Source organism: Streptomyces sp. 17_S59 (assembly GCF_056930295.1).
This window is the reverse complement of record NZ_JBXOWD010000001.1, coordinates 6,745,948-6,769,575: the sequence shown is the minus strand read 5'-3', so window position 1 is coordinate 6,769,575 and position 23,628 is coordinate 6,745,948. Positions and strand designations below refer to the sequence as shown.

At 74.6% G+C, this 23,628-nt stretch carries 22 protein-coding genes; 15 read left to right on the top strand and 7 right to left on the bottom strand.

The features are described 5' to 3' along the window. The first annotated feature begins 242 nt into the window (after nucleotides 1-242). The 4 genes from kdpF to kdpC are packed head-to-tail and all read left to right on the top strand — an operon-like array spanning nucleotide 243 to nucleotide 4,745. Nucleotides 243-332, top strand: coding sequence for a K(+)-transporting ATPase subunit F (gene kdpF / locus AC1Z4A_RS30560; protein ID WP_483683119.1), 90 nt, complete (start codon nucleotides 243-245; stop codon nucleotides 330-332). Next, entirely contained in the window at nucleotides 332-1,996 is a 1,665-nt protein-coding gene (kdpA, locus tag AC1Z4A_RS30555; protein WP_483683117.1) for a potassium-transporting ATPase subunit KdpA, read from the top strand. Before kdpF ends, kdpA begins: the two co-directional genes overlap by 1 nt. Then, nucleotides 1,996-4,077, top strand: a complete 2,082-nt coding sequence (kdpB, locus tag AC1Z4A_RS30550) for a potassium-transporting ATPase subunit KdpB (protein WP_483683116.1) — start codon at nucleotides 1,996-1,998, stop codon at nucleotides 4,075-4,077. Before kdpA ends, kdpB begins: the two co-directional genes overlap by 1 nt. 17 nt (nucleotides 4,078-4,094) lie before the next feature. Next, nucleotides 4,095-4,745 (top strand): potassium-transporting ATPase subunit KdpC, encoded by a 651-nt coding sequence (kdpC, locus tag AC1Z4A_RS30545; protein WP_483683115.1) that lies wholly within the window; start codon nucleotides 4,095-4,097, stop codon nucleotides 4,743-4,745. 75 nt (nucleotides 4,746-4,820) lie between these two features. Here the strand turns inward: kdpC and AC1Z4A_RS30540 are convergent, their stop codons facing one another. From AC1Z4A_RS30540 to AC1Z4A_RS30520, 5 genes are all read right to left on the bottom strand, one after another. Next, nucleotides 4,821-7,307 carry a DUF4118 domain-containing protein gene (locus AC1Z4A_RS30540; RefSeq protein WP_483683114.1) on the bottom strand — a complete coding sequence of 829 codons (2,487 nt, stop codon included), beginning with the start codon at nucleotides 7,305-7,307 and terminating at the stop codon, nucleotides 4,821-4,823. Between the two features lie 91 nt (nucleotides 7,308-7,398). Beyond that, nucleotides 7,399-7,575 (bottom strand): hypothetical protein, encoded by a 177-nt coding sequence (locus tag AC1Z4A_RS30535; RefSeq protein ID WP_483683113.1) that lies wholly within the window; start codon nucleotides 7,573-7,575, stop codon nucleotides 7,399-7,401. Nucleotides 7,576-7,611: 36 nt separating this feature from the next. Beyond that, nucleotides 7,612-7,689: a 50S ribosomal protein bL37 gene (locus AC1Z4A_RS30530; protein ID WP_483683780.1), complete on the bottom strand. Its 78-nt coding sequence runs from the start codon at nucleotides 7,687-7,689 to the stop codon at nucleotides 7,612-7,614. A gap of 41 nt (nucleotides 7,690-7,730) precedes the next feature. After that, a complete protein-coding gene (locus AC1Z4A_RS30525) occupies nucleotides 7,731-8,555 on the bottom strand; it encodes an SDR family NAD(P)-dependent oxidoreductase (protein ID WP_483683112.1) in 825 nt (274 codons plus the stop codon). A gap of 381 nt (nucleotides 8,556-8,936) precedes the next feature. Next, entirely contained in the window at nucleotides 8,937-10,256 is a 1,320-nt protein-coding gene (locus AC1Z4A_RS30520) for an aminotransferase class I/II-fold pyridoxal phosphate-dependent enzyme (RefSeq protein ID WP_483683111.1), read from the bottom strand. Between the two features lie 54 nt (nucleotides 10,257-10,310). Between AC1Z4A_RS30520 and AC1Z4A_RS30515 the strand changes: the two genes are divergently transcribed. From AC1Z4A_RS30515 to AC1Z4A_RS30490, 6 genes are all read left to right on the top strand, one after another. Further along, nucleotides 10,311-11,621 (top strand): MFS transporter, encoded by a 1,311-nt coding sequence (locus AC1Z4A_RS30515; RefSeq protein WP_483683110.1) that lies wholly within the window; start codon nucleotides 10,311-10,313, stop codon nucleotides 11,619-11,621. Nucleotides 11,622-11,704: 83 nt separating this feature from the next. Beyond that, nucleotides 11,705-12,097 carry a rodlin gene (locus AC1Z4A_RS30510; protein WP_483683109.1) on the top strand — a complete coding sequence of 131 codons (393 nt, stop codon included), beginning with the start codon at nucleotides 11,705-11,707 and terminating at the stop codon, nucleotides 12,095-12,097. A gap of 107 nt (nucleotides 12,098-12,204) precedes the next feature. Next, nucleotides 12,205-13,677 carry an MFS transporter gene (locus tag AC1Z4A_RS30505; protein ID WP_483683108.1) on the top strand — a complete coding sequence of 491 codons (1,473 nt, stop codon included), beginning with the start codon at nucleotides 12,205-12,207 and terminating at the stop codon, nucleotides 13,675-13,677. Nucleotides 13,678-13,687: 10 nt separating this feature from the next. Beyond that, the gene (locus AC1Z4A_RS30500; RefSeq protein ID WP_483683107.1) at nucleotides 13,688-14,182 is read left to right on the top strand and encodes a MarR family winged helix-turn-helix transcriptional regulator; all 495 of its coding nucleotides are present in this window, start codon (nucleotides 13,688-13,690) and stop codon (nucleotides 14,180-14,182) included. A gap of 141 nt (nucleotides 14,183-14,323) precedes the next feature. Next, nucleotides 14,324-15,073: a sulfite exporter TauE/SafE family protein gene (locus AC1Z4A_RS30495; RefSeq protein WP_483683106.1), complete on the top strand. Its 750-nt coding sequence runs from the start codon at nucleotides 14,324-14,326 to the stop codon at nucleotides 15,071-15,073. Nucleotides 15,074-15,267: 194 nt separating this feature from the next. After that, nucleotides 15,268-15,645, top strand: coding sequence for a hypothetical protein (locus tag AC1Z4A_RS30490; RefSeq protein ID WP_483683105.1), 378 nt, complete (start codon nucleotides 15,268-15,270; stop codon nucleotides 15,643-15,645). A 227-nt stretch (nucleotides 15,646-15,872) separates the two neighbouring features. Here the strand turns inward: AC1Z4A_RS30490 and AC1Z4A_RS30485 are convergent, their stop codons facing one another. Continuing rightward, nucleotides 15,873-16,226, bottom strand: a complete 354-nt coding sequence (locus tag AC1Z4A_RS30485; RefSeq protein ID WP_483683104.1) for a hypothetical protein — start codon at nucleotides 16,224-16,226, stop codon at nucleotides 15,873-15,875. A gap of 258 nt (nucleotides 16,227-16,484) precedes the next feature. Here AC1Z4A_RS30485 and AC1Z4A_RS30480 point away from each other — a divergent pair, with 258 nt between their 5' ends. Together AC1Z4A_RS30480 and AC1Z4A_RS30475 are read left to right on the top strand one after the other, a co-directional pair. Beyond that, on the top strand, nucleotides 16,485-17,255 hold the full coding sequence (locus tag AC1Z4A_RS30480; RefSeq protein WP_483683103.1) for a DUF4142 domain-containing protein: 771 nt from the start codon (nucleotides 16,485-16,487) through the stop codon (nucleotides 17,253-17,255). Between the two features lie 4 nt (nucleotides 17,256-17,259). Continuing rightward, nucleotides 17,260-18,639 carry a DUF1996 domain-containing protein gene (locus tag AC1Z4A_RS30475; RefSeq protein ID WP_483683102.1) on the top strand — a complete coding sequence of 460 codons (1,380 nt, stop codon included), beginning with the start codon at nucleotides 17,260-17,262 and terminating at the stop codon, nucleotides 18,637-18,639. A gap of 252 nt (nucleotides 18,640-18,891) precedes the next feature. Here AC1Z4A_RS30475 and AC1Z4A_RS30470 read toward each other — a convergent pair whose 3' ends face one another. Continuing rightward, nucleotides 18,892-19,866, bottom strand: coding sequence for a PucR family transcriptional regulator (locus AC1Z4A_RS30470; protein ID WP_483683101.1), 975 nt, complete (start codon nucleotides 19,864-19,866; stop codon nucleotides 18,892-18,894). 404 nt (nucleotides 19,867-20,270) lie between these two features. On the opposite strand from AC1Z4A_RS30470, the gene AC1Z4A_RS30465 reads away from it, so the two are divergent. From AC1Z4A_RS30465 to AC1Z4A_RS30455, 3 genes are all read left to right on the top strand, one after another. Beyond that, nucleotides 20,271-20,975, top strand: coding sequence for a hypothetical protein (locus tag AC1Z4A_RS30465; protein ID WP_483683100.1), 705 nt, complete (start codon nucleotides 20,271-20,273; stop codon nucleotides 20,973-20,975). After that, a complete protein-coding gene (locus AC1Z4A_RS30460; RefSeq protein ID WP_483683099.1) occupies nucleotides 20,972-22,474 on the top strand; it encodes an NADH-ubiquinone oxidoreductase-F iron-sulfur binding region domain-containing protein in 1,503 nt (500 codons plus the stop codon). Before AC1Z4A_RS30465 ends, AC1Z4A_RS30460 begins: the two co-directional genes overlap by 4 nt. A 131-nt stretch (nucleotides 22,475-22,605) precedes the next feature. Beyond that, nucleotides 22,606-23,568, top strand: coding sequence for an SCO0930 family lipoprotein (locus tag AC1Z4A_RS30455; RefSeq protein WP_483683098.1), 963 nt, complete (start codon nucleotides 22,606-22,608; stop codon nucleotides 23,566-23,568). The last annotated feature ends 60 nt before the right edge of the window (nucleotides 23,569-23,628 follow it).

The following is a 23,628-nucleotide window of genomic DNA, read 5'->3' as shown; positions in this document are numbered from 1 at the left end:
AGCTGTCGTCCGTTGGGGCGGACGTGAACGGCCCAGCGTGTTCCCGCACAGGCACCGATATGCGCCACTAGCGTGGCTGCCCGTGACCCCACACCGTTCCCCCGTCCCGGCCGGCAGACGTCCTCCTCCCACAGCTCCTCAGGAAAACGGGGTGCATCGCCCATGGCGGACTTGGTATTCATCGGCCTCACCGTCCTCGTGTTCGTCGTCCTGAACCTGGCCGTCAAGGCGGTCGAGCGACTGTGAGCGCGGAAAACGTCGTGGGTCTGACCGTGGCCGTGCTCCTGGTGCTCTACCTGGTGTTCTGTCTCCTCTTCCCGGAGAGGTTCTGATGAACGGAACTCTCGCGGGCTGGCTGCAGATCCTCGCCCTGGTCGTCGCACTCGCCCTGTCCTACCGGCCGCTGGGCGACCACATCGCCCGCTGCCTGACCACCTCGCGGCACCAGCGCCTCGAGCGGCTCGTCCACCGGGCGGGCGGCGTGAGCGCGGACGCCGACCAGACCTGGGCCGCCTATCTGCGCAGCGTCCTGGCGTTCTCGCTGGTGTCGGTGCTGTTCCTCTACGGATTCCAGCGGGTGCAGAACCACCTGGTGCTGTCGCTGGGCATGCAGCCGGTCGCCCCGGACCAGGCGTTCAATACCGCGGCCTCCTTCGTCACCAACACCAACTGGCAGTCGTACTCGGGCGAGTCGACGATGGGTCACCTGGTGCAGATGGCGGGGCTGGCGGTGCAGAACTTCGTCTCCGCCGCGGTGGGGATCGCCGTGGTCGCGACCCTGATCCGGGGATTCACCAGGAAGCAGACCGACCGGGTCGGGAACTTCTGGGTCGACCTGACCCGCATCGTGCTGCGCGTCCTGCTGCCGCTCTCGTTCGTCTTCGCGATCGCGCTGGTGGCCGGCGGGGTGATCCAGAACTTCCATGGAGTGCAGTCCGTCACCACGATCGTCGGCGATCACCAGAGCGTCACCGGCGGACCGGTCGCCTCGCAGGAGGCCATCAAGGAACTCGGCACCAACGGCGGCGGGTTCTACAACGCCAACTCCGCCCACCCCTTCGAGAACCCCACCGCGCTCACCAATCTCCTGGAGATCTACCTCCTGCTGGTGATCTCGGTTGCCCTCCCCCGCGCCTTCGGCACGATGGTCGGCGACCGGCGGCAAGGGTACGCGGTCCTGGCCGTCATGGGCCTGATCTGGGCCGCCTCGGTGGCCGTGGTCACCGCCAACGAGCTGCACAGCGTGAGCAGTTCGGCGGGGCACGCCGCGGGCGGCATGATGGAGGGCAAGGAACAGCGGTTCGGCGTGTGGGCCTCCGCCCTGTTCGCGGTCTCCACCACGCTCACCTCGTGCGGCGCGGTGAACTCCTTCCACGATTCGTTCTCGCCGGGCGGCGGCGGTCTGCTGATCTTCAACATGATGCTGGGCGAGATCGCCCCCGGCGGCACCGGCTCCGGCCTGTACGGCCTCCTCGTCCTGGCGATCGTCGCCGTGTTCGTGGCCGGGCTGATGGTGGGCCGTACGCCCGAGTACCTCGGGAAGAAGCTCGGCAGCAAGGAGATGAAGTTCGCTTCCCTCTACATCCTCACCACACCAGCCGTCGTCCTGGCGGGCGCGGGCATCGCCATGGCGCTCCCCGGGGAGCGGGCGGCGATGACCAACGCCGGGCCGCACGGATTCTCCGAGGTGCTCTACGCCTTCACCTCGGCGGCGAACAACAACGGCTCGGCCTTCGCCGGGCTCCGGGCCGACACCGTCTGGTACAACGCCGCGCTCGGCCTGGTGATGCTCCTGGGGCGCTTCCTGCCGATGGTGTTCGTCCTGGCGCTGGCCGGGAGGCTGGCCGGGCAGCGCCGGGTGCCCGTGACGGCGGGCACGCTGCCCACCCACCGGCCGCTGTTCGTCGGCCTGCTGACCGGCGTGATCCTCGTCGTCGTCGGTCTCACCTACTTCCCGGCGCTCGCGCTGGGGCCGCTCGCGGAAGGGCTGCACTGATGTCGGCCACCACGACACCGCACCAGCCGCACCGCAACTCCGGCGGCCTGCTGGACCCCGCGCAACTCCTCACGTCCTTCCCCGGCGCCCTGCGCAAGCTCGACCCACGGCTGATGGTGCACAACCCGGTCATGTTCGTGGTCGAGGTCGGGGCGGCCCTGACCACCCTGTCGGCGATCAAGGACCCGGGCGTCTTCCCCTGGGTGATCACCGTCTGGCTGTGGCTGACCACGCTGTTCGCCAACCTCGCCGAAGCCGTGGCCGAGGGGCGGGGCAAGGCGCAGGCGGAGGCCCTGCGCCGGACGCGGACGCAGACCACGGCGCGCCGCCTCGCGGACTGGCGGCCCGGGGCGACCGCCCTCCGGGAGGAGGAGGTGCCGGCCGCCGGACTGCGGCTGAACGATCACGTCCTGGTCGAGGCCGGGCAGATCATCCCCGGTGACGGAGATGTCGTCGAGGGCGTGGCGAGCGTGGACGAATCCGCCATCACGGGCGAGTCCGCGCCGGTCATCCGCGAGTCCGGCGGCGACCGCTCGGCGGTGACGGGCGGTACGAAGGTGCTGTCCGACCGCATCGTCGTCAGGATCACGTCCAAGCCGGGCGAGACCTTCATCGACCGGATGATCGCCCTGGTGGAGGGTGCGGCCCGGCAGAAGACGCCGAACGAGATCGCGCTGAACATCCTGCTGGCCTCGCTCACCACCGTCTTCCTGATCGCGGTCGTCACCCTCCAGCCGTTCGCGATCTTCGCCGGGGCCGAGCAGAGCATCGTGATCCTCGTCGCGCTCGTGGTCGCCCTGATCCCGACGACCATCGGGGCGCTGCTGTCGGCGATCGGCATCGCCGGGATGGACCGGCTCGTCCAGCGCAACGTCCTGGCCATGTCGGGCCGGGCCGTGGAAGCCGCCGGCGACGTCAACACCCTTCTCCTCGACAAGACGGGCACCATCACCCTGGGCAACCGCCAGGCCGCCGAGTTCCTCCCCGTGGGACGGGTGGACGCCGGGGAACTCGCGGACGCGGCCCAGCTGTCCTCCCTCGCCGACGAGACGCCCGAGGGCCGCTCGGTCGTCGTCCTGGCCAAGCAGCAGTACGCCCTGCGGGCCCGTACGGAGGGCGAGCTGGCGCAGGCCGCGTTCGTGCCGTTCACCGCGCAGACCCGGATGAGCGGGGTCGACGTGGACGGCCGCCGCATCCGCAAGGGGGCGGCCGGCGCCGTCACGGCGTGGGTGACCGGCGCGGGCGGCGCGGTGGACGAGGAAGTGCACGAGACCGTCGACCGGATCTCGGGGAGCGGCGGCACGCCCCTCGTCGTGGCCGTCCACGACGCGGACGGCGCACGGGTGCTGGGCGTGATCCACCTGAAGGACGTCGTCAAGAAAGGGATCCGGGAGCGCTTCGACGAGCTGCGTGCCATGGGCATCAAGACCGTCATGATCACGGGTGACAACCCGCTGACGGCCAGGGCGATCGCGGAGGAGGCGGGTGTCGACGACTTCCTCGCCGAGGCCACTCCCGAGGACAAGATGGCGCTCATCAAGCGCGAGCAGGCCGGCGGCAAGCTCGTCGCGATGACGGGCGACGGCACCAACGACGCCCCGGCGCTGGCCCAGGCGGACGTGGGCGTGGCCATGAACACCGGCACCTCGGCCGCCAAGGAGGCCGGGAACATGGTGGACCTGGACTCCAACCCCACCAAGCTCATCGAGATCGTCGAGATCGGCAAGCAGCTGCTCATCACCCGCGGCGCGCTCACCACCTTCTCGATCGCCAACGACGTCGCCAAGTACTTCGCGATCATCCCCGCGATGTTCGCGACCGCCTACCCCGGCCTCGGCAGGCTCAACATCATGAGCCTGCACAGCCCGACCTCGGCGATCTCCTCGGCGATCGTCTTCAACGCACTGATCATCATCGCCCTGATCCCGCTCGCGCTGCGCGGAGTGCGCTACCGGCCCGCGTCCGCTGCCGCGCTGCTCAGCCGGAACATCCGGGTGTACGGGCTCGGCGGGCTCGTGCTGCCGTTCCTCGGCATCAAACTCATCGACCTGGCCGTCCAGTTCGTCCCCGGCCTCCACTGACGTCGGAAGGTGACCCCGTGATCGTCCACCTGCCACCCGTGGTGCGGCAGCACCTGTCGGCCCTGCGCATGCTCCTGGTGTTCACCGTCGTCACGGGCATCGTCTATCCCCTGGCGGTCACCGGTGTGGCCCGGGCCTTCTTCGCGCACCGGGCCGACGGCTCCCTGGTCGAGGACCACGGGAAGCCCGTGGGGTCCGCCCTGCTGGGCCAGGCGTTCGCCCTGCCGAGGAAGAACCCCGGCGATCTCTCGGAACAGCCCCGCCCGGACCCCAGGTGGTTCCAGCCCCGCCCGTCCGCGGCCGACGGCGGCAAGGGCGCGGGCCCCTACGACCCGGCCTACTCCGGGGCCTCCAACCTCGGGCCCGACAACCCGGCACTCATCACGACGGTCGCCGAACGGCGGGCGGCCGTGGCCGCGTTCGACGGCGTCGACCCGGCGAGCGTGCCCGTGGACGCCCTGACGGCCAGTGGGTCGGGGCTCGATCCGGACATCTCGCCGCGCTCTGCGTACGAGCAGGCCGCGCGGGTGGCGAAGGCGCGCGGGCTGTCCGCGGGAGAGGTCCGGAAGCTGGTCGCCGCGCACGTACGGGGCAGGGAGCTGGGCTTCCTCGGGGAGGAGCGGGTCCACGTCGTCGAGCTGAACCGGGACCTGGCGCGGCTGGGGTGACGCGGGGGCCGGTGCCCGTCCGCGGCGACCGCTGCGACGGCCACGGCCAGGACGCTCGCCGGGCGCCCGCGCGGGTCACCTGCGGGCGACCGTCGGAAGGGTGAGCGTCACCGAGAAGCCCGGTCCGTCGGCGGTCGCGGGCTCCAGGGTGCCGCCCATGACCTCGGCGAGGTCCCGGGACAGCCGCAGGGCGAGGCTCCCGGCGCGGGCACCGCCTCCCCCGGCGGGGCCGTCCCCGCCGTCCGTCCCGTCGGCGATGCGGACGGCCAGCCGGCCGGGCAGCACCTCGGCGGTGAGAGTGGGCGAGTGGCCCGGCGGGCTGCTGCGCAGGGCGTCGGCTGCGACGGCGGTGAGGGCGCGGGTGAGGAGGGCCGCGTCGGCGATGACGTCGGGCAGGTCCTCGGGCAGGGACAGCAGGATGGTGTGCCCGCCGGGTCCGAGGTCGTCCAGGGCGGTGGTCAGCACCTCGCCGATGTCGACCGGGCGCAGGTAGAGGTCGAGGGCTCCGGCGTGCAGCCGGCCGAGGTCGTCGAGATCGGTGACCAGTTGCTCCGCCCGGCGCACCGACGCGTGGGCGGTGTCCAGGAGGCGGGTGAGGTCCCGGGGCAGCAGGTCCCCGGGCCGGTCACGCAGCCGGGCGAGCGCCCCGGCGGCGGTGCCGAGGACGGCCCGCAGGTCGCGGCCCGCCGTGACGAGCAGTGAGGCCCGGGTGCGTTCGGCCGCGGCGAGGGTGCCCGTCTCCGCGGCCTGCAGGGCGAGCCTGCCGTGGAGGTGGGCGATGCCCAGCTGCGCGGCGCAGGCGGCGAGGATGCCGCGGTCGTCCGCGCTCAGGCCGCGGCCGCGTGCGGCCAGGGTCAGATTGTCGTCGACGGGGCTCTCGACGTCGGCCTCGTAGGGGCGCTCGGGCGGCCGCTCCCCGGCGCTGGCGACGACGAACCAGCGTGGCCGGGTGCCGGAGTCCGGATCCCGTTCGAGGAGGCTGACGGCGACGAGGCCGAAGTTCTCGCGGATCTGCTCGACGAGCGCCGGGAGGCTCTCGCCGTGCATCATGGCCGTCGCCAGCCGGCTCAGCGCCCGCGCCTCCGAAGTGGCGCGGGCGGCCTGGTACGTGCGCCGGGCCACCGTGCCCGCGGCCGTGCCCACGAGGGCGGCCACGGCGACGAAGACCGCCAGGTCGAGGATGTCGTTGCCGTGTGCGATGTCGAAGGAGTGCCGGGGCGCGGTGAAGTAGTAGTCGGCGAGCAGCCCGGCGGCCACCGCGGCGGCCAGGGCGGGCCACAGTCCGCCGACCAGGGCGACCACCACCACGGCGAGGAGGTAGAGCACCAGGTCGCTGGCGAGGTCGAGGCGCCCGCGCAGCGCCGTGAGGACGAGCGTGAGGGCGGGCAGCAGCACAGCCGCGCCGGCTGCGGCCAGCCAGGAGCGCTTGCGGCCCGGTCCCCGGCCGGGGTGCGGCAGCCGGGCCAGGACCGCCGAGCCCGCCGCCGCCTCGTGCGTGACGATGTGCACGTCGACCGGGCCCGAGCCCTGGATCGTCCGCCGCCCCACGCCCGCCCGCAGCAGGGAGGAGACCCTGCCGCGCCGGCTCGCACCCAGGACGATCTGGGTGACGTTCTCGGCCCGGGCGAACTCCAGCAGTGCCTGGACGACGTCGTCGCCGGTGGTCTGGTGGTAGCTGCCGCCCAGCGACTCGACGAGCGAGCGCTGTCCGGCCAGGGCGGCGGGGTCGGCCCCGGCGAGGCCGTCCGCGGAGGCGACGTGGAGGGCGAGCAGCTCGCTGCCCGGGGTCCGCGCGGTGATGCGCGCGGCGCGGCGGACGAGGGTCTCGCCCTCCTTGCCGCCGGTCAGGCCGACGAGGATGCGTTCCCTCGTCTCCCAGGGGGCGGCGATGCCGTGCTCCAGCCGGTAGCGCTGGAGTCCCTCCTCCACCCGGTCGGCGAGCCAGAGGAGCGCCAGCTCCCGGAGGGCGGTGAGGTTGCCGACGCGGAAGTAGTGGGTCAGGGCGGCCTCGATGCGGTCCGCGGGGTAGATGTCGCCGTGCACCATGCGGCGGCGCAGGACCTCGGGCGGCAGATCGACCAGCTCGATCTGGTCGGCGCGCCGGGCCACTTCGTCCGGCAGCCTCTCGCGCTGCCTGACGCCCGTGATCTGCTCGACCACGTCGTTGAGGGACTCCAGGTGCTGGATGTTGAGGGTGGTGACGACGTCGGTTCCGGCATCCAGCAGCTCCTCCACGTCCTGCCAGCGCTTGGTGTTGCGGGAGCCGGGCACGTTGGTGTGCGCCAGCTCGTCCACCAGGGCGACCTGGGGGGCGCGGGCCAGGATCGCGTCCAGGTCCATCTCGGTGAAGGCCACGTCCCGGTGGACGAGCGGGCGCCGGGGCACGGTCTCCAGTCCCTCGGCCATGGCCGCGGTGGGCCGCCGACCGTGCGGCTCGGCGAAGCCGACGACCACGTCGGCGCCCTGGGCGCGCAGGCGCTGCCCCTCGCCGAGCATGGCGTAGGTCTTTCCCACCCCGGGCGCGGCCCCGAGGTAGATCCGCAGCTTTCCGCGCGCTGCCATCGGCGGGCTCCTGCCGGCTCGTCGTGCCTGGCTCCTTCCCTCTCCATGGTGCGCTGCGCGGCACCTCGCCGCCTTGGTGGCAGGGTCCGTCTCAGCGGGGCGGGGCGGCCGCGGCGGTGAGCCGGCGCGTGTCGCCCGCCGGGGCGCCGACGGCGTAGTGCACATACTCGCGCACCAGCCGGAATCCGGTCCTCGACGCCAGTCGGCGGCTGGGGTGATTGTCGCGGGAGCAGGTCCAGCTGGGGATGCGGCCGCGGACCGTGCTCAAGCCGCACACCGCCACCCGGTCAGGGGCTGGTGGCCGTCAGCTCTGGCCGGCCTTCTTGCCGTGGTTGGCCTTCTTCTTGCGGCGGGCCTTCTTCTTGCGGGCGCGCTTGGACACGTAGGTCCTTCTTTCGTTCTGTGGTAAGGGAGTTCGGGGTTTCAGGCGGACTTGCCGACCAGCTGGTCGGCGAGCTTGCACAGGCGGCGGACCGTGCGGTCCTCCATCGCGACCGGGGCGGCCGGGGCGAGGGCGGTGCGGTCGTAGTAGCCGCCCGGCTCCACCTCGGTCGCCGGGTCGCACAGGCGCACCACGCGGCGGGCGCCCTCGACGGCGGAGTCGCCCTCGTGGGCGTACAGCGGCAGCAGGGTGGTGTCGCAGATGCCGGGGTGCACGCTGACGGCGGTCCACTGCGCCCCGGCGGGGGCGGCGGCCCGGGCGAAGATCGTCAGGGCGAGCTGGGACTGGGCGTAGGCGGCCAGGCGGGAGTAACGGCGGGCGCGCTGGGGGTCGTTCCAGGAGATGGAGGCGGTGCGGTGGGTGGAGGAGGACACGTTCACCACGCGGCTGCCGGGGCGGGCGCCCAGCGGTCCGGCCAGCTCGTGGGTGAGGAGGTACGCGGCCAGGAAGTTGACCTGGAGCGAGAGCTCGTTGCCGTCCTCGGTCATGGTGCGGCGCTCGGGTGCGAGCACGGCCGCGTTGTTGACCAGGACGTCCAGCACGGGGTGCTCGTCGGCGACGCGCGCGGCCATGGCCCGTACCTCGTCGAGCCGGGAGAAGTCGGCGGCGGCGGCCTTGAGCCGTGCGCCGTCGATGCCGGCGGCCACCAACCGGGCGACGGCGTCCTCGGCGGACGCCCGGTCCGGGGCGTGCACGACGACCGTGTCGCCCCGCTCGGCGAGCAGCCGGGCGGTCTCCCAGCCGATGCCGGAGGTGGCGCCGGTGACCAGCACGGTCCTGGGGGTGGGCGGGACGACAGAAGACATGGTGATCCACTCCGGGAATCGGGAAAGGCGGCAGCGCACCTGCCCTCGGGCGGGGCTGCCGTGCGAACGAAAAGCCGCGCCGACGCCTCAACGGGCGTCGGCCGGCGGCTGTTTGGGCAGGGCGCGCCGCAATCGGGATGCGGTCGCGACCGAGGTTCCGGTGTGCTTACAGCACCGGAAGCGAACAGCGCGCAGGACTCGGCGACGCCGTATGAGGCGGCCGGTCGTCATGGCGCAGGGGGCTGTTCACGGGGTCCATGGAAGCCTGCGGCGAGCCGTCGTTCAAGCGACACGCCAGGTTCCTGACGGCGCCTTGACGACGGGCGCCGGAGACCGGGCGGGGACGGCGACCCGCCCGGTGTGCGCGGGGCGGCGGAGCCGTCAACCCCCGTACGTGGCCTCGGACTCGACGAGGACGGCCGCGAAGTCGGCGGCCAGCCGTTCCGCCTCGGCCGGGAGCAGGCCGGCGACGGTGATCCGTACGCCCGGGGCGCTGCCGATCCGGAAGCGCGCTCCGGCGGCGACCCACCAGCCGTGCGTCCGCAGCCCGTTGACCACGGCCGACTCGTCCCGCACCGGCACCCAGACGTTCATGCCGCTCACGCCGTGGGCGGTGATCCCGTGCCGCTCGAGCCCGGCGACCAGGGCCCGCCGCCGCTCCTCGTACACACCCAGGGCCCGCTCCACCAGGGCTGGCGTGCCGGGGTCGGCCATCAGTCCGAGGACGGTCTCCTGGAGCAGGTGGCTCACCCAGCCCGAGGTGAGCAGCAGCCGGCCGTCGTGCCGGGCCAGGGTGGTCGCGTCGCAGGCGGCGGCCGCCCAGCGCAGGTCGGTGCCCAGGTACTTCGTCACGGTCCGCACGTGTGCCCAGCGGGCGAGGCCGCCGTCACCGAGGGCGTGGAGGGGGGTGCCGGCGATGCCGGCGGCGTAGTCGTTCTCGACGACGAGCACGTCGGGTGCCCCGCGCAGGACTTCCGCGAGTGCGTCACGGCGGGCGGCCGAGAAGGATCCGGTGCGGGGGTTCTGGGCCCGGGGGCTGCACACGACGGCCCGCACCCCCGCGCGCAGCGCGGTGCGCAGGGCCTCGGGGCGCATGCCCTCGTCGTCCACGGCGACCGGGACGGTGCGGAGGCCCAGGGCGGTGACCAGGTCGAGCAGGTGGTGGTAGCCCGGGTCCTCCATGGCCACGGCGTCGCCCGGCCGCAGTTCGACGGAGAGCAGCCGCCCGATCATGTCCAGGGCGCCGTGGGCGAACGTCACGTGCTCCACCGCGACGCCGTCGGCGCCCAGCCACTGCCGGACGGCCTCCTCCAGGCGGAGCAGCCGGGGGGCGGAGCGGTGCGAGCGGGCGCCGGGCGAGAGGCGGGCGGGGGGCACGAGGTCGGGCAGCAGCGCCGGGTCGGGGTGCCCGCCGGAGAGGTCGCGCATCCCCTCGGGCACCTTGGGCGGCCGCCGGGACGCCTCGGCGGGGGCGTGCGCGACGACGGTGCCGCCGCGGCCGCGGGTGACCACGATGCCGCGGCGCCGCAGCTCCTTGTAGGCGGTCGCGACCGTGCCGGGGCTGACCCCGAGGTCCTCCGCGAGCCTGCGCACGGGCGGCAGCGCCGCACCGGGGAGCAGGGCACCTTCCGTCACGGCCCGTTCGACTGAAGCGGCGACGGCCTTGGCCGTCGCACCGGCGATCCCATATTGTATTGCCACGTACTCAACTATGTATCAATACATAGCTCGATGACAAGGCGTCAGGGGGAAACCGTGAGTCCGAGCCGCCGCTGGGCCACCGCGATCGAGGCGCGCATACCGGGGGGCCGGGACGGGCGCCGCATGCTCTGGGTGTCGCTGGTCGACAAGGTCGGCAGCGGCCTGTGCGCGGCCGTCTCGGTCCTCTACTTCACCTACGTCGCCCGGCTCTCCGTGGCCCAGGTCGGCATGCTGGCCGCGGCCGCCGGGATCGCGGGCATCGCCGGAGCGCCGATCGGCGGCCGCCTGGCCGACCGCCTGCCGCTCACCCGGGTGCTCGTCGCGTCCCAGCTGCTGCGCGCGGCGGCCGCACTGGGCATCCTCATGACGCGCGATCCCGTGCTGCTGCTGGCCTGTTCGGCGGCCGGCGGCTTCGGTGACCGGGCGGCCAACGTGCTCACCAAGCTGTACGCGTCCCGGGTCGCGGGCGCCGAGCGCGTGCGCTACCAGGCGGTCAGCCGCACGGTCTCCAACGCGGGCTGGGCCCTCGGCGGCCTCGGGGCGGCCGCGGCGCTCGCCGTCGGCACGACCGCCGTCTACCGGTGGCTGCTCCTGGGCGACGCGCTGTCGTTCGTCGCCGCCGCGCTCATCACGCTGCGCTGCGCCGAGCTGTCCGCCCCCGCCCGCGTCGTCGCCGACGGCTCGCGTTCCCCGGAACCGGCGGTGCGGCCCGCGAACCCCTGGCGCGACCGGACGTATCTGGCGTACGTGGCCACGGAGGCGGTGCTCTTCCTCGACGACGCCGTCTTCAAGACGGGGCTGCCGCTCTGGGCGGTCCACGCCACCGACGCCCCGCACGGCGTCGTCCCGCTCCTGCTGGTGCTCAACAACGTGCTGGTGGTGGGCTTCCAGGTGCCGCTCGCCCGGTTCGGTGCGACGACGGGCGCGGCGCGGAACCTCCTCGTCCCGCTCGCCCTCGTCTTCGCCGCGGCCGGGGCGGCCATGGCGGCCTCCGCGGCGGGCGGGCCCGTTGTCGCGGCCGTGTGCCTCATCGCCGCGGCGAGCGCCTTCACCCTCGCCGAGATGCTGCACGCCACCGTCTCGTGGGAACTCTCCGTCGCCCTCGCCCCCGCCGACTCCCAGGGCGCCTACCTGGGCGTGCACGGGCTGGCCCAGGCATCCCAGCGTGCGATCGGCCCCCTGGCCGTCACCGCCGCGATCGCGGCGGGCCCGGTCGGCTGGACCGCCTTCGGGGCGGTGATCGCCGGAACGTGCCTGGTGCAGCACCGTCTGGTGCGCGACCGGATCGCGGGCGGGGCACCGCGTCAGGAGCCCGTTCCGGTCCCGTCCCCGGCGGCTGGCCTGCCGACTGGGACGAACGGGTGACGGGTCGGAACCTCCGCCGTCCGGCCGAGTTGGTCAGGTCACTTCGTCGCTGGGCGACTCGTACCGATCGAAAGGCTGGGAACGTGTTCAAGAAGGTGCTCACGGCGGTGGCCCTCACGGCGACGGCAGTCGTCACCGCCACGCCCGCGATGGCGCTGGAGAGTGACAGGAGGGACGTCCTCAACGGCAACGGATCCGCTACCGAGCACGGGAGGACCGAGACCGGAGGGGAGATGAGCCCCCAGATGACCGTGGTCCAGGGCAGCCTCGACAAGCTGTGCATCGGGGTCGGCAAGGTCAACCTCCAATCGGTCGTGACGGGGCTCAACATCGGGGTGCAGGACGTGCCCGTGCTCACCTCGCAGCAACAGCAGCAGTGCACGGAGAACTCCACGATCCTCGACGGGGACGACCCGCTGGCGCACCTGCTGGACAACATCCCGGTGATCTCCGGAAACGGCTCCGGCGGCCTCTGAGCATCGCCCGGCCCTCCCTCCCCAGCCCGCAGCAGATCGCTTCGGATACGCCTCGGATACCGAATAGTTCGGTATCCGAGGTAAACTGGGGGCAGGAGGGAGGTCCGATGCCCACCGACCTGGCCCGGCCGCCGGAAGCGCCGCACATACGCGGGCTCCGGACGCGCATCCCCAGGGCCCTGACCCGGGAACGGCCGCGGCCGGAGCGCATACGCGCCCACCCCCACGCGTGGCGCGCGGCCGTCGCGACGGTCTGCTTCGGCGCCTTCATGGGCCAGCTCGACGCCAGCACCGTCACCCTCGCCTACGGCAGCCTCCGCGCGGAGTTCCACGCCTCGCTCGCGGCCGTCACCTGGGTCTCGCTGGCCTATCTGCTCACTCTCGCCGCCGCGCTGCTGCCCATGGGCAGGCTCTCGGACGCCCACGGCCGCAAGCTCTTCTACCTCCACGGCTTCGCCGTCTTCACGGCCGCCTCGGGTGCCTGCGCCCTGGCCCCCTCCCTGCCCGTGCTGATCGGTCTGCGCGTCGCGCAGGCCATGGGCGCGGCGATGATGCAGGCCAACAGCGTCGCCCTCGTCGCCACCAGCGCTCCGCGCGAGCGCCTGCGCCCCGCGCTGGGCGTCCAGGCCGCCGCCCAGGCACTCGGGCTCGCGCTGGGTCCCGTGCTCGGCGGCGTGCTGGTCGGCACCGTCGGCTGGCGCTGGATCTTCGCCCTCAACCTGCCCATAGGGCTCGTCTCCCTGGTCGCCGGGCACTATCTGCTGCCGCGTACGCGCACACGCCACCATGCCCGGCTCGACCGGACCGGGCTCGCGCTGCTGGCCGTCACCACGACCGGTGTCCTGCTGGCCCTCTCCGCCCTGTCCGGGCCGGGCCCGTCCCCCTGGTGGCCGGTCGCCCTGCTGGTCCTGGCGGCCGCCGCGGGCCGGGCCTTCGCCGTCCGGCAGCGCAGGGCCGCGCACCCCCTTCTCGCTCCGGCGCTGCTGCGGGCCCGGGCGGTGCCGTTGGGGCTGGTGGGGGCCCTGTGCGGCTATCTGGTCCTTTTCGGCCCGCTGGTGCTCGTCCCCCTCGTGCTCACTGCGCATGGTTCCTCGGCCCTGCATGCCGGTCTTGTGCTCACCACGCTTCCGGCCGGCTTCGCACTCGCCGCCGCCACCGCCGAGCGGGTGCTGCCGTCCGCGTGGAGCGAGCGGGCACGGTGCGGCCTCGGGGCGGCGGTGTGCTGCGGCGCGCTGACCGCGCTGCTGTTCCTGCCCCTGCACGGCCCGCTGCTGCCCGCGGCCCTCGCGCTGCTCGGCCTGGGGCTGGGCGTTTTCGTGCCCGCCAACAACGCGCTCGTCATGGCGGCCGTCCCGGCACGCTTCTCGGGCACCGGCGGTGCGCTGATCGGCATGGCCCGGGGGCTGGGCACCGCCCTGGGCGTGGCCCTGGTCGCCCTCGCCCTCCGGCTCCCCACCGGTCCGGGTCTGCCGGACGGTCCCCGGTGCGCAGTGCTGATGCTGCTCGCGGCCTCCGTGGCCGCCCTGGGCTCGGTGTGGCGGCACGCACCCCGCGGCACTGGCCCGTCGGGCACCCCCTAGAGTGATCCGCATGTCCGCGCAGTCGCCCGAGCCCCCGACGGAGCGCCCGGGCGCCGCAGGCAGCGCGGACGCCCGGCTCCTCACCGATGCCGTCACCAGGCTGCGCCGGGCCCTGCGCACCTCGATCCGCACCGAGTACCCGTGGGAAGCGCTGCCCATGGCCCAGATCGAGCTGCTCCAGGTGCTGGCCGAGCACTCGCCGGCCAGAGTCGGCGACATCGCCGCCCGGCAGCGCCTGGCCGTCAGCACCGTCAGCGGCCTCATCGGCCAGATGATCGACGCCGGACTGGTCGCCCGCGCGGTGGACCCCCACGACCGGCGCGCCTCCGTCGTCACCCTCACCGCGGCGGGCGAGGCGCAGCTCACGGCCTGGACCGGGGCCCACGAGCGCCGGCTGGGCGACGCGCTCGCGGCCCTGCCCGAGAACGACCGGAAAGCCGTCCGCGCGGCCCTTCCCGCCCTGCTGCGCATCGCCGACACTCTTGACGGGAACGCGCGTTCGTGAGGGAGCGGTGAACGCCTCGGGAGGCATACGAGCCGGGAAGGGAGCGGGTCCCGTGTGCTGCGTCGGACCGGTCGTCGACCGCCGCCGGGACGGGGAGGGCCCGCCGCCGCGGGACCGGCACGGCTCTGCGGGACGCCTCGCGTGAGCGGACTCGTACTCGCCCTGCTGGCAGGGGCGGTGGTCGGGCTGGCGCTCGGCGGGCTCGGCGGCGGCGGAAGCGTCCTGGCGGTGCCCGCGCTGATCTACCTGCTCGGCTTCGCGCCCGCCGCGGCCACCACCGCCAGTCTGGTGATAGTGGTCGTCACCTCGCTCACCGCCCTGCTCGTCCACGCCCGGGCCGGGAACGTCCGCTGGCGCACCGGCGGGCTGTTCGCTGCTGCGGGCGTCCTCCCGGCGGCGACCGCCGGGGCGCTGTCCGCCCGCATCCCCGGCCCGGTCCTCACCGGCGCGTTCGCCGTCCTGGCGGCCGTCGCCGCGGTGCGGATGCTGCGCACCGCGCGGAAGCCCCCGGACGGTACGCGGACGGTGCGGGCGGACCGGGCGGCGGCGACCGGTGCGGGGCTGGGGGCGGTGACCGGATTCCTGGGCGTCGGCGGCGGTTTCCTGGCGGTGCCCGCCCTGGTGACCGTGCTGGCGGTGCCCATGACCGCGGCCGTGGGCACCAGCCTGCTGGTCATCACCGTCAACTCCACCGCCGCCCTGGTCGTGCGGCTCGGCACGGCGACGTCCGTCAACTGGGCGGCGATCGCCCCCTTCGCGGGGGCCGCGGTGCTGGGCGCCTGGGACGGCAAGCGCCTCGCGGCGAAGGCCTCCGGGCCCGTCCTCCAGCGGGTGTTCGCCGTCGTGCTGCTGGCCGTGGCGGCGTTCATGCTGGTCGACGCCCTGGTGTGAGGCGCCTCCCCCACGGGGAGGGCCGGGCTCGGCGGACCCGCCGGGTGGTACGTACCGCGCCCGGAGAACTCAGCCGCGTGGGTGAGAAATCGCCGCCGACGGGTGGTCAACGGAGGCGAACGGCACGGGTCGCGCGACGATACCGGGGCGGGGGCTCGTCTGCCCCCTCCGATCATCCCTGTGCGGAGGTACCGATGTACGCTGCCGAGCTGGCCGCCAAGATCGTTGAGCCCAGCGCCGAGGAGGAGCGCCTGGCCGAGGACTACGTGACGATCCTCGGCGCGGTGTCCGCCATGGAACAGGCATTGCGCGAGGGGGACTGGGGCCGGGCGCGGGATGAGGCCGACCAGCTCATGAGCGCCGCCGAGGAGATGTGGTCGGCCCTCTCCGGGCCGGAGGACGGCGACGGGGCGGAGTTCCCGGCCGTCGCCGCCGACCCCGCCAAGGTCCGCCAGCTGATCGCCGTCTACGCCAGGCCCCACGACGTGGGCCGCGCCCTGTACCCGGCGAGTCTGATCCCCGATCCGCAGCTGCGCGCCGCCGTGGAGACCGAGGGCCTGGCTCCCTGCTGAGGCAGGGCATCACCGGGGCGTCACGGACGTTCCCGCGCGGGGCGGGTCACCGCTAGGGCCTGTCGTCACATTCCCGCCTGCCCCGCGACGCCTGGCACGCACTCTCGCCACACCGGGCGAAAGCCCGAGTGCGCCCAGTACAAGGACTTCCGCCCGGCGCGCCGAGAGCACGCACCAGACGCCGCGGGGCCGCCCTTCGGGCGACGACGGGAATGTGACGACAGGCCCTAGGGGCACGCCCCCGCATCGCACTCGAACCGCGCCGACCGGGCGTGGTCCGCCGTGCCCCCGCCCCACGTGCCTCCGTCGGGGACGACTTCCGCGACCTTCTCCGTGCACGCGCGGTCCGCGTAGAGGGTCGCCTTCCTGCCCGTCAGATTCGTGCCGCTGTACGCCTCCGCGGCCAGGCGGAGGCACGTGCCCGGCCTGGGGTCCCGGACGACGTGGGCGTGGCCGTCGCGCGTCGCGTACAGGAAGTCGGCCGGTGGGGGTTCGTCCGCGTGGGCCGGGGCGGTCACGGCGGCGAGCAGGGCGACTGCGGGCAGCGCCGACAGAGCCGACAGGGCGCTCGTGCGGTTCATGGGCGTCGTCCCTTCCGTCGTCCCCTTCCCGGGGCGACGCCCAGCCTATGCGCCGGTCCGGCCGTCGTCCGGAAGGCCGTTGCCGTGCGCCCGCGCCGGTCGCGCACGCGCGCGGGCCGCCGCGCCCGCACGGTAACAGCCTTCCGGACCCGTGGCCGCCGCTTTTGTCAGATGCCGAGGAACCCTCGTTCGGCGCCTCCCCCGGGCGGCTAGCGTCGCCGGTCGTCAGCAGGACGAACCGAACAGGGAGGCGGCGCGATGCGTCCCGTGCGCCCGGCACACACCATCCGAGCGGGATTCCTGCGGTCCCTGGCCCGGCGGACCGGGCCGGACGGCCGGCGGGCGGGGGCGGGGCGAGCGCTCGGCACCTGGCTCGTGGTCGGTGCGCTGGCCGCGACGCTGCTGGCGCTGCTGGTGCCGGTGGCCCTCTTCGGCGGTGCCCGCAAGGCGGCGGCCGACACCCCCGTCTGGCAGGACGACGGGGAGGGCGTGCGGAACACCGCCGCCGGGCCGCTGACGGCCCTGGACCGCGACTTCGTGCGCAAGGTCCGCCTCGCCGGGCTCTGGGAGAAGCCCGCGGGCCGGCTGGCGCAGGAGCGCGGCACCACCGAGGCCGTGCGGGCCGCGGGGGAGCATCTCATCGACGGCCACACCGAGTTGGACCGCCGCTCCCTCGATGCGGGCCGGGCCCTGGGCATCACGCTGCCGGACCGGCCGACCGTGCAGCAGCAGGGCTGGCTGGACCGGATGGACGCCGCCCGGGGCGCCGACTTCGACCGGACGTTCGCCCAGCTCGTACGCGCCGCCCACGGGAAGGTCTTCGGCCTGGTCGCGCTCGTACGGGACCGGACCGGCAACTCCGTGGTCCGGGACCTGGCGACGCGCGCCAACACGGTCGTGCTCGACCACATCACCGTCCTGGAGGCCACGGGCCTGACCGGCGTCCCCGGCTCCGGCCCCGGCCCCGGGACGCCCTCTGCGGACCCCGACCGACCACCGATGCAGCACGGCAACGAGGAAATGAAGTGATCGCATGACCCCCACGACACGACAGGGGCACAAACGCCGCCTGCCGCTGAAGGCCCGCGCGCTGCTGGCGGCCTCGGCGCTGCTGCTGGGCGGCGGCGGAACGGCGGTGATCGCCGCCAACGCCCACGCGGGCGGCGCCCACCGCCCGGCCCCGCGCGACCAGGCAGCCCCGGCCGCGACGACGATCGCCTGCCCCGACGTCGGCGACCGCTTGCAGGACGTGCCGGACCGGGCGCGGCCGCGGGTCTCCCAGGGGCTCGCGGAACTCGACGCCCAGGTGGCGCAGGCGTACGGACGGGCTACGGTGCCGGGCGGCTCCGGCGGCGCCGTGCTCGGCGAGCTGAAGCAGCAGCGCTCGGCCACGATCGGGCGGATGGCCGACGCCATCGGCGAGGGGACCGCCCGGCCCTCCGGCCTGGCGGAGCTGAGCGGCTGTGCGGCGCGGCAGGTCCGCACGGATGCGGCGGGCAGCGGCAGCAGCACCGGCATCATGGCGCGCGCCCTGCCCGGCGGCCCCTCCCCCGCCGACTTCGCCGACATCAGGACCGCGCCGAAGCAGTCCCGGCCGGGTGCCCGGCAAGGCGGTTCGACCGGCACCTTCGCCTCGTCCTGCGGGCGCAACGAGAACGGCCACGCCAACTCCGACAACGTCATCGTCACCCCGGGCGTGAGCAACGGCGCCCACCACACCCACGACTACGTCGGCAACCTCTCCACCGACGCCTTCTCCACCGACGCGAGTCTCGCGGCCGCGGGCACCACGTGCACGAACGGCGACCTGTCCACGCACTACTGGCCGGTCCTGCGGCTGCTGGACGGCAAGGCGGCCCCGGACGCCCACGCCCCGGGCGGCGGGCACGACGGGAACCTGGGACAGGTGCTGCGGCCCAAGTCCGTGACGATCCGGTTCCGGGGCAGCCCGGTGTCACAGGTGACCGCGATGCCGCGCTTCCTGCGGGTGATCACCGGTGACGCGAAGGCGTTCACCAGCGGCCCGGGCAATGCCAACGCCTCGTGGAGCTGCACCGGTTTCGAGGACCGGCAGCTGAAGGACAAGTACCCCGTGTGCCCGGCCGGGGCGGACGTGGTGCGCACCCTGGCCTTCCAGAGCTGCTGGGACGGCCGGCACACGGACAGCGCCAACCACCGCACGCACATGGCCTTCGCCCGGCCGGACGGCTCCTGCCCGCGCGGCTTCCGGGCCGTGCCGCAGCTCGTCCAGCGCATCACCTACGCCGTGCCAGCCGGCACCCCGTTCGCCGTCGACAGCTTTCCCGAGCAGCTGCACAAGCCGGTCACGGACCACGGCGACTTCATCAACGTCATGCCGGACGCGCTGATGGCCAGGGCGGTGGCCTGCGTCAACGGCGGGCGCCGCTGCTAGGCGCTCCGCTGGAAGTGCCGCGACGGGTCGTCGATCGGCTGCGGTGCCGCCGTGGCTGGCCGCGCAGTTCCCCGCGACCCTTCGGGGCGCTGCCGAACCGCAGTGGACTCCGCCCGACCTGTTGAGGACACCCCCTGGCCCCCACGATCCCCCGGCGCCGGGTGCTCCCCACCGGCATCCTGCCGCCCGGCGCCGGGAAGGCGGCGGCCCCGGACCCGAAGGTCCGGGGCCGCCGCGCCGTGCCGCCGTGGTTCACAGCCCGTTGACGCGCGCCTGCCGGGCGAGCCCCAGCGGGTGGACGGTGGCCCCGGCGGCACGGGCGCGGGCGCGGTCCCGGGAGCGCAGCCGGCGCGACCGGTCCAGCAGGCGCCGGCTGCGCAGCGCCAGCTCCAGCTCGAAGCGGCTGCGCGGCTCGCGCAGCGCCGGGCCGAACAGCTTCTCTATCTGGCGCAGGCGGTAGCGCACCGTCTGCGGGTGCACCTTGAGCGTCCGGGCCGCCTCCGGGGCGCCGCCGCTCTCCAGCCATGCCAGCAGCGTCACTTCGAGGCGTTCGCTCTGGCGCGGGGTGAGCCCCTCCAGGGGGCCGAGCCAGCGGGCGGACAGGGCGCGGGCGAGCGACTCGTCCTGGAGCAGCAGCAGGTCGGAGAGGTGGTCGTCGACGAAGACGAGTCGTTCCTGCGGGCCGGGGCCGGCCGCGGCCAGGTCGAGCAGCCGCCGTGCCCAGCGCAGCGAGGAGGCCGTGTCGGCCAGGGGCACGGGGTGTCCCACGGCGGCGACGCGGCCGCCGAGCGCGGCCGTCAGCGCGGCGCGCGCCTCGGGGCCGGGGTCCGGGAGCAGCAGGCAGACGTCCGTGTCGACGGTGCCGAGCAGGCCCTGCCCGAGCGCCGCCGAGAGCTGGCCGGCCAGCCGGTACGCCTCTTTGGAGGAGGTTCCGGCGAGGACGACGGCGCGGGCCCGGCCGGGCAGCGGCCAGCCGGCCTGGCGGGCGAGTTCGGCCACCACCCGGTCGGGCGGGCAGCGGTCGTCGGCGAGTGCGGCGAACAGCGCCTGGCCGGCCCGGGCGGCCGGCATGGAGGTGACGACCCGTCCGTTCCGCGGTGCAGGCAGGGCCGTGGGCACGGATGCGGGGGCGCTGCCGGCCGTGGTGCGCAGGCCCAGGGAGAGCAGCAGGGCGTCCTCGACCGCCGACCGCACCGCGTCCTTCCCCATACGGTCCGTGATCTCCACGAATACCGGTGTACTGCGCAGCAATTCGTCGACCGCCCCGGCGGCGAGGGCGGGAAGTTCCCTTCTCAGTACGCGAGTCCATTCACCGCGTGGCCGTGACCAGATGCGGTTCAACATTTCGCACATCGTCTACCTCCGGACATCTGCACCGGACAAGGGGATCTGGACTGGCGTTCGGACCCTCTCGCCTGAGTGGGCATCATCAACAGCCGCCCGCCGTCGCGGGGACTGCCATGCGCGAATTTGTCACAGCGCGATAAAGCTTATGAAGGACTTGCGGAATTCCACGATCCTGATGTTCATCCGACCGCCCGGCGAATACCGCCGATGCGCGGGATTTCCGGACTTCTCAGGAACACGGGCGCCCGGCCCGAGTCGCCGTGAGCCGCCCGTGGGAGGCCCCCATGTCTGCGTTCCGCACGTATCGAGTGCCCTCGTCCCGTTCGCCCTTCGGGCTCGCCCGCCCGCGGGCCCGCTCCCGGCCGGCGCGCGGGCCGTCCGCCAGGCCCGCCCTGCCCGCGGCGATCCTGCTGCTGCTCGCCGTCGCCGCCCGGGCCGAAGTGGCCGACCGGGCCCAGGAGTTCCTCGACTTCGGCGCCGGGGTGCTCGCGCTCGTCTCCCTCACCGCGACCGTCATGTGGGGGCTGGCCGCCACCGACCGGATGCTGCTCGGCTCGCCCCACCGGCTGCTCGCCCAGGGCGTCCACCGCGGCCTGGCCGTGGCGGGCCTCGGCTTCCTCGCGCTGCACATCTGGGTGAAGGTGGCCGAGGGGCACACGGGCGGGGCCGCCGCGGCCGTCCCGTTCACCGACGGGGCCCGCCCGCTGCTCATCGGGCTCGGCACGCTCGCCGGCTACTTCTTCCTCACGGTCGCGGTGACCGGCGCCGTGCGCAGCGCCTTCGCCTCGGTGGGCCGGTCCCGCGCCTGGCGGGCCCTGCACATGGGCGCGTACCCCGCATGGGGCGCGGCGCTGGTGCACGGGCTGCACTCCGGCCGCCCGGCGGCCGGCTGGGTGACGGCGGCGTACGCGCTGTGCGTGGCGGCCGCCGGGGTCGCGCTGGCCCTGCGCGTGCTGCGGTCCGGGGAGACGCGCGGAGGGGGATCGTGACCGGGCCCGTGCCCTCGCTGTCCGCCGTCGGGCCGCCCCGGCTGCTGGCCGGGCTCGACCGGCAGCCCTGGCTGGACCGCTCCGCGCACCTGGCCCTGCACGGACCGGCTCCGGTACCGGTGCCGTCGGCCGGTGAACTGGCCGAGCTGGCGGAGCGCATCGACCTGCGCGGCCGGGGCGGGGCGGGCTTCCCCTTCGCCCGCAAGCTGCGCGCGGTCGCCGACTCCCTGCGCCGCACGGGCGGCGGGGCGGCCGTCGTGGTCAACGGCAGCGAGGGCGAGCCGGGTTGCCTCAAGGACACGGCGCTGCTGCTGCACGTACCGCACCTCGTCCTCGACGGGGCGCTGCTGGCCGCGGCGGCGCTCGGCGCAGACCGGGTGGCTGTGGGCGTGACCCGGGCGGACGTGGAGCTGTCGGTGCGGCGCGCGGCCGCCGAGCGGGATTCGCACGAGCCCGCGGTGCGGGTGGTGCGGCTGCCGGAGCGGTTCGTGACGGGCGAGGGCAGCGCTCTGGTGCGCGGGGTGGGGGGCGGGCCCGCGCTGCCGTCCGGGCGCCGGGTCCGCGCCAGCGAGAGCGGCCTGGGCGGGGTGCCGACGCTGCTGTCGAACACCGAGACCTTCGCCCAGCTGGCCGTGGCCGCACGGCTCGGTGCCGCGGGCTTCCGCGAGCTGGGGCTGCCCGAGGAGCCCGGCACCGTCCTGCTGACCGTCGCGGGCGCCCACGTCGTGGAGACCCCGAGCGGGCTGCCGCTGCCGTACGCCCTGGAGCTGTGCGGCACCGGGCCGGGCCAGGGGGTGCTGGTCGGCGGCTACCACGGCACCTGGCTGGCCGCGCCCGACGCCCGGGCAGCGACGGTCTCGCGCGGCTCCCTGGCCGCGGCCGGAGCCGTGTTCGGGGCGGGGGCGCTGCTGCCGCTGCCGGAGGCGACGTGTCCGGTCGGGGAGACCGCGCGGGTGGCCCGCTGGCTGGCGGCGGAATCGGCCGGGCAGTGCGGGCCGTGCTTCCAGGGGCTGCCCGCGCTCGCCGAGGCGATGTTCGCCGTGGCGCGCGGCGGGGGGCGGGGCGCCCTGGAGGGCGTACGGGCCGGGGTGCGGGCGGTGGAGCGGCGCGGCGCCTGCGGCCACCCGGACGGCACGGCCCGCTTCGTGACCTCCTCGCTCGCCGTGTTCGCCGGCGACTTCGAGGCGCACGCCCTGGGCGACGGGTGCGGCCGCCCGGTCCTCGGGGCGCTGCCGCTGCCCGAGGGCGTACGGGCCGACGCCCCGGCGGGCCCGCAGCCGGCCGCACGGCCGGCTCCGGCGGAGCGACTGCTGGTGGACTGGACGCTGTGCCGGGGGCACGGGCTGTGCGCGGACCTCCTGCCGGGGCTGCTGCGGCTGGGCCCGGACGGCTATCCGGAGCGGCCGGCCATCGCGGTGCCTGCGCGGATGCGGCAGCGGGCGCTGCGCGCGGTGCGGCGCTGTCCCGCGCTGGCGCTGCGCATCGAGGCCTCCGCGTGAGCTGCCTCCGCGTGAGTTTTTTGTCCCTGCGTGACAACTTCCCGGCCCCGCTGAGCAGTTGCGGAGCCCCCCTCGTATCCCCCTGCACCGGCGGCCCGCCGCCGGTCCCCTCACGGAAGGAACACACCGACATGACCCAGCGGCACACGGCCCCCCTCGCGGCGGCGGCACTGGCGATCACGATGCTCACGGCGGCGTGCGGCGGCAGCCCGTCGGCGCAGGACCGGTCCGGCGACGACGCCCGCCCGGCCGCCGACGGCGCGGCGGCGGGCAAGGGCTACGGCGGCTACGGCACCGGAGGCGACGGATACGGGGCGGTCGCGGGGAAGGCGCCGGGGGCCATGGGCGAGCCGGGCGGCAAACTGGCCGTCAAGGAGACGGCGGGCCTGGGCCAGGTCGTCACCGACGGCAAGGGCTTCACCCTCTACCGGTTCGACAAGGACACGGCGAAACCCCCGGCCTCCCACTGCGACGGCGACTGCGCCAAGGCGTGGCCGCCCGTGCCCGCCGGCGATGCCACGGCCGCCGCCGGGATGGACGCCTCGGCACTGGGCGAGGTCGTAAGGGCCGACGGCATGCGGCAGCTGACCCTGGCGGGCTGGCCCGTCTACCGCTATGCGAAGGACACGGCCCCCGGCGACACCAAGGGCCAGGGCGTGGGCGGCACCTGGAACGCCCTGGCCCCCGACGGCGGGAAGGCGGGCGCGCGGAAGGAGCAGCCCGCGCCGGACGGCGTGTCCGTCGCCGACAACGCCAGGCTCGGCAGGATCGTCGTGGACGGGCAGGGGCGCACGCTCTACCGCTTCGACAAGGACAGCGCCTGGCCGATGAAGTTCGCGTGCACGGGCTCGTGCCTGGACACCTGGAAGCCCGCGAAGCCCGTGGCGAAGGACCGCGTGAAGGACCTGCCCGGGAAGCTGGTGTCCACCGTGACCCGGCCCGACGGCACCGAGCAGCTCGCCGTCGACTGCTGGCCGGTGTACTGGTTCACGGGCGACGGCAAGCCCGGGGACGTCAACGGCCAGGGAAAGCAGGGCCTGTGGTTCGCGGTGGACGACAAGGGAAAGAAGAACACCTCCACTCCGGCGGGCTGAGCGGGAATTCCGGCGGTGCGCGTCTGCGGCCCGGCGTACGGCCGCGAAAACGCCCGTTCA

Excerpts from the sequence above, each read along its gene's own strand:
- kdpA (WP_483683117.1), top strand. The coding sequence starts at position 332 with ATGAACGGAACTCTCGCGGGCTGGCTGCAGATCCTCGCCCTGGTCGTC.
- kdpB (WP_483683116.1), top strand. The coding sequence starts at position 1,996 with ATGTCGGCCACCACGACACCGCACCAGCCGCACCGCAACTCCGGCGGC.
- AC1Z4A_RS30540 (WP_483683114.1), bottom strand. The coding sequence starts at position 7,307 with ATGGCAGCGCGCGGAAAGCTGCGGATCTACCTCGGGGCCGCGCCCGGG.
- AC1Z4A_RS30525 (WP_483683112.1), bottom strand. The coding sequence starts at position 8,555 with ATGTCTTCTGTCGTCCCGCCCACCCCCAGGACCGTGCTGGTCACCGGC.
- AC1Z4A_RS30505 (WP_483683108.1), top strand. The coding sequence starts at position 12,205 with ATGCCCACCGACCTGGCCCGGCCGCCGGAAGCGCCGCACATACGCGGG.
- AC1Z4A_RS30500 (WP_483683107.1), top strand. The coding sequence starts at position 13,688 with ATGTCCGCGCAGTCGCCCGAGCCCCCGACGGAGCGCCCGGGCGCCGCA.
- AC1Z4A_RS30490 (WP_483683105.1), top strand. The coding sequence starts at position 15,268 with ATGTACGCTGCCGAGCTGGCCGCCAAGATCGTTGAGCCCAGCGCCGAG.
- AC1Z4A_RS30485 (WP_483683104.1), bottom strand. The coding sequence starts at position 16,226 with ATGAACCGCACGAGCGCCCTGTCGGCTCTGTCGGCGCTGCCCGCAGTC.
- AC1Z4A_RS30480 (WP_483683103.1), top strand. The coding sequence starts at position 16,485 with ATGCGTCCCGTGCGCCCGGCACACACCATCCGAGCGGGATTCCTGCGG.
- AC1Z4A_RS30475 (WP_483683102.1), top strand. The coding sequence starts at position 17,260 with ATGACCCCCACGACACGACAGGGGCACAAACGCCGCCTGCCGCTGAAG.
- AC1Z4A_RS30465 (WP_483683100.1), top strand. The coding sequence starts at position 20,271 with ATGTCTGCGTTCCGCACGTATCGAGTGCCCTCGTCCCGTTCGCCCTTC.
- AC1Z4A_RS30455 (WP_483683098.1), top strand. The coding sequence starts at position 22,606 with ATGACCCAGCGGCACACGGCCCCCCTCGCGGCGGCGGCACTGGCGATC.